The 13,621-nt window shown below is 44.6% G+C and carries 11 protein-coding genes; 1 reads left to right on the top strand and 10 read right to left on the bottom strand.

Annotated elements, in window-relative coordinates; translation table 11 throughout:
- Positions 1-12 precede the first annotated feature (12 nt).
- From NQ508_RS00480 to NQ508_RS00460, 5 genes are all read right to left on the bottom strand, one after another.
- Positions 13-1,113: a LacI family DNA-binding transcriptional regulator gene (locus NQ508_RS00480; protein WP_006427475.1), complete on the bottom strand. Its 1,101-nt coding sequence runs from the start codon at positions 1,111-1,113 to the stop codon at positions 13-15.
- 115 nt (positions 1,114-1,228) lie between these two features.
- Positions 1,229-1,825, bottom strand: a complete 597-nt coding sequence (recR, locus tag NQ508_RS00475; RefSeq protein WP_006427476.1) for a recombination mediator RecR — start codon at positions 1,823-1,825, stop codon at positions 1,229-1,231.
- 55 nt (positions 1,826-1,880) lie between these two features.
- Positions 1,881-2,234 (bottom strand): YbaB/EbfC family nucleoid-associated protein, encoded by a 354-nt coding sequence (locus NQ508_RS00470; RefSeq protein WP_006427477.1) that lies wholly within the window; start codon positions 2,232-2,234, stop codon positions 1,881-1,883.
- A 12-nt stretch (positions 2,235-2,246) separates the two neighbouring features.
- A complete protein-coding gene (gene dnaX, locus NQ508_RS00465) occupies positions 2,247-3,818 on the bottom strand; it encodes a DNA polymerase III subunit gamma/tau (RefSeq protein WP_006427478.1) in 1,572 nt (523 codons plus the stop codon).
- A gap of 47 nt (positions 3,819-3,865) precedes the next feature.
- Positions 3,866-4,942, bottom strand: a complete 1,077-nt coding sequence (locus NQ508_RS00460) for a 6-phosphofructokinase (RefSeq protein WP_022415311.1) — start codon at positions 4,940-4,942, stop codon at positions 3,866-3,868.
- Positions 4,943-5,179: 237 nt separating this feature from the next.
- Here NQ508_RS00460 and map point away from each other — a divergent pair, with 237 nt between their 5' ends.
- A complete protein-coding gene (gene map, locus NQ508_RS00455) occupies positions 5,180-5,989 on the top strand; it encodes a type I methionyl aminopeptidase (RefSeq protein ID WP_022415310.1) in 810 nt (269 codons plus the stop codon).
- A gap of 176 nt (positions 5,990-6,165) precedes the next feature.
- Here the strand turns inward: map and NQ508_RS00450 are convergent, their stop codons facing one another.
- The 5 genes from NQ508_RS00450 to NQ508_RS00430 form a co-directional block, all read right to left on the bottom strand.
- A complete protein-coding gene (locus NQ508_RS00450; RefSeq protein WP_006427482.1) occupies positions 6,166-8,235 on the bottom strand; it encodes a glycoside hydrolase family 13 protein in 2,070 nt (689 codons plus the stop codon).
- A 51-nt stretch (positions 8,236-8,286) separates the two neighbouring features.
- Positions 8,287-10,131 carry an ATP-dependent zinc metalloprotease FtsH gene (ftsH, locus tag NQ508_RS00445; RefSeq protein WP_044919983.1) on the bottom strand — a complete coding sequence of 615 codons (1,845 nt, stop codon included), beginning with the start codon at positions 10,129-10,131 and terminating at the stop codon, positions 8,287-8,289.
- Between the two features lie 28 nt (positions 10,132-10,159).
- Positions 10,160-10,687, bottom strand: coding sequence for a hypoxanthine phosphoribosyltransferase (hpt, locus tag NQ508_RS00440; protein ID WP_006427484.1), 528 nt, complete (start codon positions 10,685-10,687; stop codon positions 10,160-10,162).
- The gene (gene tilS, locus NQ508_RS00435) at positions 10,656-12,044 is read right to left on the bottom strand and encodes a tRNA lysidine(34) synthetase TilS (protein ID WP_044919985.1); all 1,389 of its coding nucleotides are present in this window, start codon (positions 12,042-12,044) and stop codon (positions 10,656-10,658) included. The genes hpt and tilS overlap by 32 nt, the downstream gene beginning before the upstream one ends.
- A gap of 121 nt (positions 12,045-12,165) precedes the next feature.
- Positions 12,166-13,572 carry a SpoIIE family protein phosphatase gene (locus NQ508_RS00430; RefSeq protein WP_022415305.1) on the bottom strand — a complete coding sequence of 469 codons (1,407 nt, stop codon included), beginning with the start codon at positions 13,570-13,572 and terminating at the stop codon, positions 12,166-12,168.
- Positions 13,573-13,621: the final 49 nt, after the last annotated feature.

Below are 13,621 nucleotides of genomic sequence, written 5' to 3'. Positions count from 1 at the left end.
TTCACAAAAGAATTAATTTTTCTTTTTTCGGGCATTTTTCGCATACGTTGTCGTCCCCCGGACGATTAATTGCGGCTCATACTCCACATGATATGTACTGATCGGAACCGCACCTGTATTCGTCGAATGATGTGTGGCTATCTTCTTCATTATGATATCACATGCATCTCTTCCTTTGAAAGTCACAAAATGTTCGATGGTCGTCAGATTCATGTTATGCATTCTTGCAAACAAGGTGTTGTCACACCCCATCACGGACACATCGGTCGGCACCTTTATCTTTGCTTCATGAAGTGCATCCATGATTCCAAATGCGATCATATCATTCAGTCCGACGATTGCTGTCACATCCGTCGTTTCCTTCAACAATTCTTTCGTCAGCTCATACCCGATCTTGTACTCCGAATCAATATGCGCCACATCCAGATCGATTTCTTCTTTTGCCGCTTTTATGATCACCTGGTCACGCAGTCCGACTTTCTCATATTCTTTCAGGAAGCCCTCTACCCGCTTCGAACGCTGCTTCTGCCTTGCCGTAAGCGGCGGTGCTATATATGCAACTTTCCTGTGTCCCAGTTCCAGCAGATGTTTCGCCATGACTCTTCCAAGCTTGGAATTGTCAAGTTCCACCGCATCTACATTCATCTTTTCATTCTGGTTATTGACGATCGCAACCGGTATCTGTTCTGCAATTTCTCCCACAAGTTCCATAAAGCAATGGCTCGGATTACAGGTATAGATAATTCCAAGCGGTCTTAACTGCCACATCATTTTCAGATAGCGCTCTTCCATCCTGAGGTCTCTCTGCGTATTGCATACAAAAAGGCCGAAACCTTTTTCTTTCGCATGTGCCTCAATCCCCTGAAGCAGCATAACATAATACGGATTCGTCAGGTTTGGGCAGAATACAACTAGAAGCTTCTCCCGTTTTGTTCCTTTTCTCGTTTTCCGCTTCGGCGGGACATATCCCAGTTCTTTTGCCGCATTTTCCACTCTTTCCACAGTATCTTTTGCAAATGATACATCGTACTTTTTGTTCAGGATCATGGAAACTGTGGACTGTGATACCCCGGCAGCATGTGCAATATCCGTTGATGTAACCTTTTTCTTCATTTATCTCACCTCCAATGCTGACCGTCAAAACTCTGCTGAACCTGACAGCTCATTACGATTGCTTTGGCAACTGGCAGCTTTTTCAAACGCATGATAAGTAAAAAAGGGGACAGGGCTACAGCTCTGTCCTTCCTTCAAGTGCCCGTAGAAGTGTCACTTCATCGATATACTCCAGATCTCCTCCAACCGGAACACCACTTGCAATCCTGCTCACCTTAATTCCCGTCGGTTTGATCAGCTTACTGATATACATTGCTGTCGTCTCACCTTCCAGGCTTGAGTTCGTGGCAATAATCACTTCTTTCACATCTCCCTGCAGACGTTCGATCAGTTCCTTCAGTTTAATATCTTCCGGACCGATACCAAGCATCGGAGAGATTGCTCCGTGAAGCACGTGGTATACACCGTTATATTTTCCGGTCTTTTCGTATGCCGCAAGGTCTCTCGTATTCTCCACTACCATGATCGTCTGGTGATCACGATTACTGTTGCTGCAGATCGGACACAGTTCCTGATCCGTCAGTGTATAACATTCTTTGCAATATTTTATGTTCTCTCTGGCTTCCACCATTGTAGAAGCCAGTCTCTTTACATCATCAACCGGCATATGGATCAGATGAAATGCAAGTCTTGCCGCAGATTTTGCTCCGATTCCCGGAAGACATGACAGTTCCTCGATCAGTTTGCTCATCTGATTACTGTAATAATCCATAGTTTTTAACTCCCTGTAAGAATAATTCTCCCGGAACCTTCTCCTTAAATTTCTCCTAGAATAATCCCGGCATTCCGCCGCCCATGCCGCCGGTGAACTTAGACATTGCAGAAGTTGTCTCTGCGTCTACTTTCTCCAATGCTTCGTTGACTGCTGCCACAAGCAGATCTTCCAGCATCTCTACATCATCCGGATCTACAACTTCTTCATCCAGTTTTACTTTTAAGATCTTCTTGCTTCCGGAAACAGTAACTTCAACAGCACCGCCGCCTGCAGTTGCACTGAATTCTTTTGTCTCCATTTCCTTTGCCTGTTCTTCCATCTGACGCTGCATCTTCTGTGCTTGTTTCATCAGATTTGCCATATTTCCCGGCATTCCGCCGCCTGGGAATCCACCTCTTTTTGCCATGATAATATCCTCCTATTCGTCTTCTACAGTAATTTCCATATTAATCAGATTCTCCAGATCCACAAAATTATCTTCGAATCTGCGTCCCGCCTCCATCTGGCGGACGTCTATCTCTACTTTTTTGCCAATCTTCTGCTCGATCAGTGACTGGATCTCTTCTTTATGTTCCGGTGTTGCCACCGCACTTGCGCTCAGTTCATCCGGCAGTACGATCAGAAGCCTGTTGCCTTCTCCTGCACTCAGTCTTGCCTTTTTCAGATAGGTTCTGAGCATCGGGGAAGCCTCATTGATGATCATCCGGAAATCTTTTGCCACCGCTTTCACATCTTCGTTCAATGCCTGCGGAAGTTCCGGCTTTGGCTTCGGTTCTCCCGCCTCTTTTGCATCCGATGCATATACGATGCGTTCTCTGACCGGTGCTTCCCACGCCCCCTCTTCGAGCTGCTTCTCGATCGCACGGATGCGGTCCAGTAATGCATCTTTGTTCTGATCCATCGCCGGACGGCACAATTTGATCAGTGTCACTTCCAGAAGTACCCTCTTCTGGGTCGCATATTTTAACTGGTTCGTTAGATCTGAGAAAATTCGGATGTAACGGATCAGCGTATCGCTGTCGATCATCTGTGCTTCTTCTTTTAAAAGTGCAAGATTTTCAGACGACACATCCAGTACATCTTCCATATTATCCGAACTCTTCACCAGAAGGAGATTTCGCAGATACCATGTGAAATCTGCCGCAAGCTGGGACAGTTCTCTTCCCTGCATCACCAGCTCATCGACCGTTTCGATCACCTGATGCACATCCATCGCAAGCAGCTGTCTTAAAAGCCGGCTGAACACTTCCGTATCCACCGCTCCCAGCACTTCCAGTACATGATCATATGTCAGTGTCTCATTCATATAGAACGCGGCACACTGATCCAGAAGACTTAATGAATCTCGCATGGAACCGTCCGCCATCTTCGCAATATAACGAACCGCCTTATCTTCTACGTCCCATCCTTCTTTATCAATCAGTTCCCGCAGTCTTGCTGCGATCGTTTCAATGGAAATTCTCTTAAAATCATATCGCTGACAACGGCTTAAGATCGTAATCGGGATCTTGTGTGCCTCCGTTGTCGCAAGAATAAATATAACATATTCCGGCGGTTCTTCCAATGTTTTTAACAATGCATTGAACGCACCGATCGACAGCATATGCACCTCGTCGATGATATATACTTTATATTTTCCTTCTGTCGGACGGTATGTGACTTCTTCACGGATCTCTCGGATATTATCCACACCATTATTCGATGCCGCATCGATCTCGATCACGTTCATCGATGTACCCGCTGCGATCGACTTGCACATTGCGCACTCCCCGCACGGACTTCCGTCTACCGGATGTTCGCAGTTGACTGCTTTCGCAAATATTTTTGCAACCGTCGTCTTACCGGTTCCTCTTGTCCCGCAGAACAGATATGCATGTCCGATACGGTCTGCATTGATCTGGTTCTTAAGCGTCCGGACGATCGCATCCTGTCCTTTTACATCTTCGAATTCATCCGGACGGAATTTACGGTATAATGCCGTATATGACATTCTTTACACTCCTTGTCTAAATGCAGATCCTGCTTAACCTGTGTATCTTATTCATCACCGAAGCTGATACCGATGGTTTTTGCTTCTTTAATGATCGATGCCTTTGGATCTACATATTTTAATTTTCCGGCAACTTCTGACAATGGTACACGGATAATCTCCTGATTCTTTGTTCCTACCATACATCCAAAATCACCTTCCAGAATTGCTCTCGCAGCTTCTGCACCAAGTCTTGTTGCAAGCACACGGTCATATGCACACGGAGAGCCGCCTCGCTGTGTATGTCCAGGCACAGTAATTCTTACTTCTTTATCTGTTTTTTCCTGAATCTTCTCAGCAAGTTCATATGCAACAGAAGGGTATTTCTTCTTTGCTTTTTTCTCTTTTAATTCCTTCTTTGAAAGTGCTGCATCTTCTTTTGAAATTGCACCTTCTGCAACAGCAATTATTGTGAATCTCTTTCCTGCTTTGCCGCGCTTTTCAATTGCTTCAACTACTGAATTGATGTCATATGGCATCTCCGGAAGCAGAATAATATCGGCACCGCCGGCAATTCCTGCATGAAGTGTTACCCATCCTACTTTGTGCCCCATTACTTCCACGATAAATACACGGCTGTGAGACGTTGCTGTTGTATGGATCCTGTCAATTGTATCTGTTGCAATGTCTACCGCACTCTGGAATCCGAATGTCATGTCCGTTCCCCAGAGATCGTTATCAATCGTCTTCGGAAGTGTTACCACATTAAGTCCTTCTTCTCTCAGCATATTGGCTGATTTGTGTGTTCCATTTCCCCCAAGGATTACCAGGCAGTCCAGATTCAGCTTGTGGTAAGTATGTTTCATTGCCTCTACTTTGTCAATTCCGTCCTTATCCGGTACTCTCATTAACTTGAACGGTTGTCTGGATGTTCCCAGAATCGTTCCACCAAGTGTCAGAATCCCCGAAAAGTCTTTTGACGTAAGCATCTTAAAGTTCGAATAGATCAAACCTTTATATCCATCTTGAAATCCATAAATCTCTACATCATCTCGTTTTGAAAAAAGCCCCTTTACGACGCCTCTCATCGCTGCATTCAGTGCCTGACAGTCGCCGCCGCTTGTAAGCATTCCTATTCTTAACATATGTCTGCTCCTTTCTATGTTGCCTGTGTATAACTTTATCATTACTATGAACCATAATAGTTTATCCACATTCTGTATACAATACCAGTAAAATTATAACTTATTTTTATGGTGGAGACAATAAGGGACAAAGGATTTTTCATTTGCGGCAATCCTATTGACAAAAATTCCCCTGTCTCTTTTTCCAAAACGTGCTATAATACATGTGGAAAATTTGTGTAGAAAGCAGGTAGTATTGTGGATAAGTTAGATATAAAATTGTGGACACTTGCGTCCAAAGGCCAGATCGTTCCTGACCGTTCATTACTGAAGACACCGGAACAGATTGAAATGATCAAAAAAAGTGCAGAACTGAACACCGCAGTTCTCGACCATGTAGCAGCTCATATTCATGCAGGAATGAGCACTGCCGAAATTGACAAACTTGTATATGATTTCACAACAGAGCACGGAGGAATCCCGGCGCCTCTGAATTATGAGGGATTCCCGAAGAGCGTATGTACTTCCATCAACAACGTCATCTGCCACGGTATCCCAAGTGAAAATGAGATTCTAATCGATGGAGATATCATCAACGTAGATGTGTCTACGATTTTAAACGGATATTTCTCTGATGCATCCCGTATGTTCACGATCGGTGACGTATCACCGGAAGCCGAACGTATTGTCCGTGTTACAAAAGAATGCGTAGAGCTTGGACTTAAAGCAGCAAAACCTTGGGGACATCTTGGAGACATTGCTTATGCGATCAATTCACATGCACAGGAAAATGGATATTCTGTCGTAGAGGAGATCGGCGGCCATGGAATCGGTCTGGAATTCCACGAAGAGCCATTCGTAAGTTATGTTACTCCGAAGGGCAGTGAGATGGTTCTGGTTCCTGGTATGATGTTCACGATCGAGCCGATGATCAATCAGGGTTCTCCGGAATTCTATGTAGATGAAGACAACGGATGGACCGTTTATACGGATGACGACGGTCTTTCTGCTCAGATTGAATATATGGTTCTTATTAAAGAAGATGGTGTAGAAGTTCTTACAAAATAATATAATTTTGCATTATCGAAACCAGATCTCACATTATTATGTTTGTATAAAAACGTAAAAAAAGATTACCGGAAAACGCACTACATTTTCCGGTAATCTTTTTATTTTCTTTATTTCACTATTAGTCTGTTTGTATCTTCTTTACAAAATTCACTATTAGCCGGTCCATACCCATTCTACAAAATATACAGCCAGTCATGATCCTCTTCATTTCTCATTCCCAGTACAAGTGCCGAATGTGGTCCCATGTTCGCAACCACTTCTCCGTCTTCTACCAGATACTCTTCGTACTCTGTTGTATATCCATCTTTGTAAGAATATAGCAGACGTTTCATGCGGCATTTTATCGGAATCTCTGCTTCCCATACAGGAACTTTTACTTCTGCACGTTCGCTGCGGTTGTTGATTACAACAATGATCCGGTCATGCCCTTTAAATCTCGCATAAGACAGGATATTTTCCTCTCCGCCAAGGATCTTCAACGAACCGGTCTTAAGTGCCGGATGCTCTTTGTGGATGCGGATCGCTTCTTTGTGGAATGCGATCAGTTCCTGATCTTCATGTCCCCACGGATAGGTTCTTCTGTTATCCGGATCTGTAAATCCACAGACACCAGCCTCATCACCATAATATACCGTCGGAGCTCCGACCCAGGTCATCTGCATAACAACCGCTTCACGCATAACCGCTTTATTCACATACTCGTTCGCAGCTTCCGGTCCCAGATGTTCCACACGGCCAACCATGTGATTCGTTCTCGTTAAGAATCTGGAATGATCATGGTTGGAAAGCTCATTCATCGCCACCTGAAGTGACGGAGTCAGCATGTTCGACATGTGATGTGCCATCGAACCGATAAAGTTATCGATGTTGCCAAGGAGCTCTTCTCTCGCCTCATCACTATGCTTTTCCAGTCCGGTCAGGAACCATGTAACCGGCTCCATGAACGCATCATAGTTCATAACGGTATCCCACTCATCCCCCTTAAGCCAGTCACTCGGATCGCCGTAATGTTCGGCAAGGATCAGTGCATTCGGATTTGCATCTTTCACGGCTCTTCGGAATTTCTGCCAGAACTCGTGATTGTATTCATTGCTGCGTCCCAGGTCTGCTGCCACATCCAGACGCCATCCATCTACATTATACGGCGGCGATACCCATTTCCGTCCGATATATAAGATATAATTTTCCAGTTTTACAGAATCTTCGTAATTCAGTTTCGGCAGAGTATCATGTCCCCACCAGCCATCGTAATTGCCATTATACGGCCAATTCTCCGGTCCTTCTTTGAAGAAACGGAAGTAGCTTCTGTACGGACTGTCTGCCGATACATAAGCACCCGGTTCATAATCCTCTTCACCTTCGTAAATTCTCTCACGGTCCATCCATTTATTGAATGAACCACAGTGGTTGAACACGCCGTCCAGAATCACTTTCATTCCACGGCGATGTAATTCCTCCACCAGTTTAATGAACAACTCATTACTTGCTTCCAGGTTCTTAAGGCCTGTCGTGCGTTTTTTATACTTCGTTGCCTGACTATTGTCCGTCACACCATTCGGAAGCACCTCGCCTCCGTCATCTACAATCTTTCCATAATGCGGATCGATATAATCATAATCCTGGATATCGTATTTGTGGTTGGACGGTGACACAAATAACGGATTAAAATATACGACTTCTACGCCCAGGTCCTGCAGATAATCAAGCTTATCCATGACTCCCTGCAAGTCTCCTCCGTAGAACTCTCTTACACCCATGTTCGCCGGATATTTGTCCCAGTTCGTTACTCTCTGCGAATAATCCCCAATGTAGTAATACTCATTCGTCTCTACATCATTTGACTTATCTCCGTTATAAAAGCGGTCTGTAAATATCTGATACATAACCGCTCCCTTTGCCCAGTCCGGTGTGGAAAATCCGGGTACTACAACAAAATTATAGTACTCCAGGATCTCGCGAGAGATTCCACATCGTCCATAATAATATTTTTCTGTCCCAGACTGCACTTCGAAACAATATCTGAACGGCTCTTCCCCCAGACGTGTCTCGAACGTATAATAATCAAACTCTCCCTGTGTGCATTCTTTTTCCATTACATATGTGTCAGCCGATGTCACAAGCCCTACTCTGTCTACATCATCCTTCGCCGTACGGAACCGGAATGTCACCAGTTCGCTTTCTTTCGGTTCAGGGGGATACACATATCCTTCTGTTCCATCACAAAATAAAGCCGTCTTATTCATATAACTAACACCTCTCTCATTTTTTGCTCTCGGAAAGGAGCACGCTTTCTTCTAGTCTTCTGATACATCTTCCGGGAACAGCGCTTCAAATTCTTCCCGGGAAATCTTTTCTTTTTCCAACAGAAGATCTGCGCATGCATGCAGAACATCATCATATTTTCTAATGATATGTCTTGCTCTGTCATAACATTCATCAATAATTCTCTTTACTTCCTGGTCGATCACAGTCGCCACGCCCTCTCCGTAGCCTCTTGCTGTGTGCGCCAGATCACGTCCGATGAACACCTCATTGTTGTCATCATCATAGTTAATAAGTCCGACTGCCTCTGACATACCGAACTTCGTAACCATGGATTTGGCCAGGCCCGTTGCCTGCTTGATATCCTGAGATGCACCGGTTGTAATATCATCAAATACTTCTTCTTCGGCTACACGTCCGCCAAGTGCTACCGTAATATCCTGAAGCATCTTTCCTTTTGTATTAAACATCTCATCCTTTTCCGGAAGCGGCATCGTATATCCGCCCGCACTTCCCGTCGGGATGATTGAAACACTGTATACAGGTCCCACATCCGGAAGCACATGGAACAAGATCGCATGCCCTGCTTCGTGGAATGCTGTGATTCTCTTCTCTTTTTCGGAAATAACGCGGCTCTTCTTCTCCGCACCGATTCCGACTTTGACAAATGCCTTTTTTATGTCTTCCTGTTTTAAGAATACTCTGTTATCCTTTGCAGCCAGAATTGCTGCTTCGTTCAAGAGATTTTCCAGATCAGCTCCGGTAAATCCTGCCGTTGTCTGCGCGATCTGCTGCAGATTGATCTCTTCGCTTAACGGTTTCCCCTTCGCATGTACCTTGAGGATCTCTTCACGGCCCTTAATATCCGGTCTTCCGACCATAACCTTACGGTCGAATCGTCCCGGACGTAAGATTGCAGGGTCAAGAATATCCACACGGTTTGTAGCCGCCATCACAATGATGCCTTCATTGACGCCGAATCCGTCCATCTCTACCAGCAACTGGTTCAGTGTCTGCTCACGCTCATCGTGTCCGCCGCCCATTCCGGTTCCACGGCGTCTTGCAACTGCATCGATCTCATCGATGAAAATGATACACGGTGCATTCTTCTTCGCTTCCTCGAACAAGTCTCTGACACGGGAAGCTCCGACACCAACGAACATTTCCACAAAGTCTGAACCGGAGATCGTAAAGAACGGAACTCCTGCTTCTCCGGCAACTGCTTTGGCAAGCAGCGTCTTACCGGTTCCCGGAGGGCCTACCAGCAACACGCCTTTCGGGATTCTTGCTCCCACCTGGATATATTTCTTCGGAGACTTCAGGAAATCAACGATCTCCTCCAGTTCCTCTTTTTCTTCTTCCAGACCTGCCACCTGGGCAAATGTCACTTTCTTGTCACGGTCTGTGCTCAGTTTTGCACGGCTCTTTCCGAAATTCATTGCTTTCGAATTGGCCCCGCCGCCCTGACGGTTCATCAGACCAAAGATCAGGAACACTCCGACCAGTGTAAGGATAACCGGCAGAAATGTAGTTGCTGCCCAGCTGTCCTGTGGAATATCCGGCATGGTATAATCCACATTCTGCTCTTTCAGGTAATCCTGGATCTCATTTACATCGGAGACATACAGATATCTGACATTATCGGAACTGTCATCTCCCTTCAGCGTAATCTCCACGCGCCCCGTCGGAACGCTCTTGTTCTGATTCACTTCTACAGACTCGATCTTGTCGTTCTGAACCAGCTGTTGGAATTTCTTCCAGGAAATTTCTTTCTCTCGTTGATCGAACTGATTGGTAAACCACAGTGCTGCGAACAAAAATACGACAAACACGAGGAATACAACACCATTCAGCCCTCTCGCTTTCTTATTATTCAATTTTCAGGCTCCTTTCTTATGCCGCGCCTTATTCCACGCCCTCTACCACTCCGATGAATGGAAGATTTCTGTATCTCTGGGCGTAATCCAGTCCATATCCCACAACGAATTCGTCCGGGATATTGAATCCGACATAATCTACTTTTACATCTTTTACTCTTCTTTCCGGTTTATCCAGAAGCGTACAGAGCTTCATGCTCTTTGGATTTCTCTTAGATAAGATGTCCATCAGATAATATAATGTTCTTCCGGAGTCAATAATATCCTCCACGATCAGTACATTTTTTCCTTCCAGTGTCTCATCTAAGTCTTTTGCGATCTTAACAACACCGCTTGACTTCGTTCCGTCACCGTAGCTGCTGACACTCATAAAGTCCATTGATACCGGAACGGTGATTCTCTTCGCCAGTTCGCACATGAAGAATACGCCACCCTTCAATACACAGATCAGATGTACCTGCTTTCCGGCATAATCTTTGCTGATCTGTTCGCCAAGCTCTTTGATTCTCTTTGCAACATCCTCTTCAGGAACTAATACTTTTACTCTCTCTGCCATCTTCTTCTCCTCCGTTAAATTCTATTTCCAGAATTCTTCTGGTTTTATCTGTAACCTGATATGCCTGGTTCTGTCTGTATCCGATGATCCACAGGATGTGGCTGCCGTCTGCTGCCAGCCAGATCTTCTCCCTGTCTTCTCTCGGGACTTTCACATTGACAAAATACTTTTTCAGGCTCTGTGTACTGCCGTTTTTGTCAATCGTAATATAGTCTCCAGGCTGCTTATGTCTTATTTTTACAGTGCTCTTAATTATATCATAGTCAAACCATTTCGTGTAGGTTTTTTTAGGAAATACACTGGTTTGTGGTGTTCGTTCCAGTATGCGCATCTGTACCGGCGGCTTAGAATTTTCTCCGGATTTTTCTTTATCCTTCACTTTATGAAGCCAGATTCCTTCGTAACACCTTTCCCCGGTCATCTCATAAGGCAGCATAATCTTCCGTCCGGTCTGATGTTCCATCAGTTCTTCCACCAGTTTTACGTGGATCTGTTCAATATCTTTTTTGCGTCCTGCCGTTTCGCACAACAGTTCATGGATCAGAAACGTCCGGACAGTCTCATTTACACTTCGGAAACCCTCTTCCAGGATCACTACTCCATCTGCTTTATCTTGTTTGGGTTTTACGCAGTATTTTCTGCATTTTTCCACTTCCTCTTCCATAAATGCCCACACTGTCCGCATTTGCTCCATCGTATCCGCCATATGTGAAACAGCTCTTGGATTAATCTCTCGTTCCAGGTATGGGATCACATGATTTCTAAGACGATTCCTTGTATAATGGTCTTCCAGATTCGTCTCATCGGTACAATAGTCTATATTATTTTCTTTTAAATATTCTTCGATTTCCTGTCTTCTTACCCCCAGAAGCGGCCGGATATACTTTCCGTCAACCGGACTGATCCCGCCGATCCCTTTAAGACCACATCCACGGCTTAAATTCCACAGAAGTGTCTCCGCATTGTCATTCTGATGATGCGCCAGCGCGATCCTCGTTCCGTTTTTCCTGTGACAGACTTCTTCGAATATATGTCTTCTGACATTCCTTCCTGCCTCTTCGAGCGTCAGCTTCTGTTCTTTCGCATATCTTCCGACATCTTCATGAAAAGCCAGAAGTTCAACATCCAGCTTCTCACAAAGGGCTCTGACGTAATTCTCATCTACATCCGCACTTTCTCCGCGAAGTCCGTGATGAATATGCACTACCGTCAACCCAAACCGCATTTCCTTTTGAAGTTTTACAAGCATGAAAAGAAGGCATACGGAGTCTGCACCTCCCGATACGCCTGCAATTACATGATCTTTTTCCTGCAGCATATGGTATTTTTTCACATATGCCCTCACCCGTTCATACATTCCGGTCTTCCTTTTTATCTGATTTGTTTTCATGTTTTTTCGAAATATATAACTCTTTTATTTGTTTCGATATCATGATAAATATATATAATTTCTTATAGAAAGTCAACTTATCGGAAAGTCAGCTCACGCCCCACAGGCCGATCACAAGGATCGTCATATCATCCAGTGGCATTTCTCCCGAATATTTCAACACCTCACTTAGAATGCTTCTTGCAAACTCTGTCGGATTTACAATATTCGTGTTTTGAATAATATCTATCATCTGTTCTTCCTGTTCTTTTGCCGGAAGTGCATCCAGAACTCCGTCCGTCACCATGACCACATAATCCCCGGATTCCAGATCACACACTTCCCGGTCAATCTCAATATTCTGTATAACCCCGATCGGAAGTGTTGTTGATACAATTTTTTCAACTTTATCCTTCTTTTTGATAAATGTTGCGGCCGCGCCCGCCTTTACAAATTCACAGCTTCCACGATACAGATCAAACAGACATACATCCAGTGTGCAGAATTTCACTTCTTCCCTTCCGATCACCAGCGCCGTATTCATCATCTGCACCGCCGTCTCTACCGGGAATCCTGCCTCTAACAGTTCTTCTAACATTTCTACCACCATCGTACTGTCCCGGAATGCTTCTTCTCCCGATCCCATTCCATCAGAAAGCGCGATTCCTTTGCGGCCTCCCGGCAGATCTTTCATAAGAAAAGTATCCCCAGATATCTGCTCCAGTCCTTTTCCGATCCGGGCAATCCCCTGAAGCGTCTGGAATTTCGCACCTTCCACACATGCAATGGTGCCATATTCCCCTCCTATCACAAGTCGTTCTCCCTGTCTTGGGATCATGGTTCTTCCTATACATTTTCCCACCAGAAATGCGATATCTTTTGCAAGGATTACCCGTCCCTTAACCGCTTTTACCGTCAGATGTACCTCATATTTTCCCTGCTGGGTCATATAAAATACAATCGATAACATCTTTACATTCTCTTTTTTTAAGGCTGTTTTTATACGTTTTTCCAGATATTCATCCTGAAAGATCCCCGCATCCAGTTCTCTGGTTGTATACTGTATCATCTTTGCAAAGCTTGTAAGCTGTGTGGCATATCCTTCTCTTGTCTGCAGCATCCTGTGATTCCACATCAATATCTGTTTGGCATTTTCAAACACTTCCAGACTTTCCCTTAGGAAACGCGGCGCAAGCATGCATTGCCTTTTCAGTCTTTTTTTCAATTCCATATTCAGTTCTGCACCATACTCTTCTGCTGCACACATGATTTCATACATCATCTGATATGTTTTCTCCCGCCTCTCGCCGAGACACACTTCTTTTCGCTCACAACCGGCACAGACATTCCCCGTTACTTTGTCAAACATTTCATCAATTTCTTCTTTGGACAATGTTCCTTTATAATGTTCCATATTTAAAAATGTTTTTGATAGATGCTGCAGAGACTCCGCAAATTTGTCCATCTGCACCACATATGGATTCACAAATATTTCCTGTTCTTTTATCCGTGCCACTTTATTGCTCCCCTTTCGACCTTTTCTTTTTATTTCCCCGATAAACAGA

Source organism: Dorea longicatena, assembly GCF_025150085.1.
GTDB lineage: Bacteria > Bacillota > Clostridia > Lachnospirales > Lachnospiraceae > Dorea_A > Dorea_A longicatena.
This window is presented reverse-complemented; position numbering and strand designations above follow the sequence as displayed.

Excerpts from the sequence above, each read along its gene's own strand:
- NQ508_RS00480 (WP_006427475.1), bottom strand. The coding sequence starts at position 1,113 with ATGAAGAAAAAGGTTACATCAACGGATATTGCACATGCTGCCGGGGTA.
- recR (WP_006427476.1), bottom strand. The coding sequence starts at position 1,825 with ATGGATTATTACAGTAATCAGATGAGCAAACTGATCGAGGAACTGTCA.
- NQ508_RS00470 (WP_006427477.1), bottom strand. The coding sequence starts at position 2,234 with ATGGCAAAAAGAGGTGGATTCCCAGGCGGCGGAATGCCGGGAAATATG.
- dnaX (WP_006427478.1), bottom strand. The coding sequence starts at position 3,818 with ATGTCATATACGGCATTATACCGTAAATTCCGTCCGGATGAATTCGAA.
- NQ508_RS00460 (WP_022415311.1), bottom strand. The coding sequence starts at position 4,942 with ATGTTAAGAATAGGAATGCTTACAAGCGGCGGCGACTGTCAGGCACTG.
- NQ508_RS00450 (WP_006427482.1), bottom strand. The coding sequence starts at position 8,235 with ATGAATAAGACGGCTTTATTTTGTGATGGAACAGAAGGATATGTGTAT.
- hpt (WP_006427484.1), bottom strand. The coding sequence starts at position 10,687 with ATGGCAGAGAGAGTAAAAGTATTAGTTCCTGAAGAGGATGTTGCAAAG.
- tilS (WP_044919985.1), bottom strand. The coding sequence starts at position 12,044 with ATGTATGAACGGGTGAGGGCATATGTGAAAAAATACCATATGCTGCAG.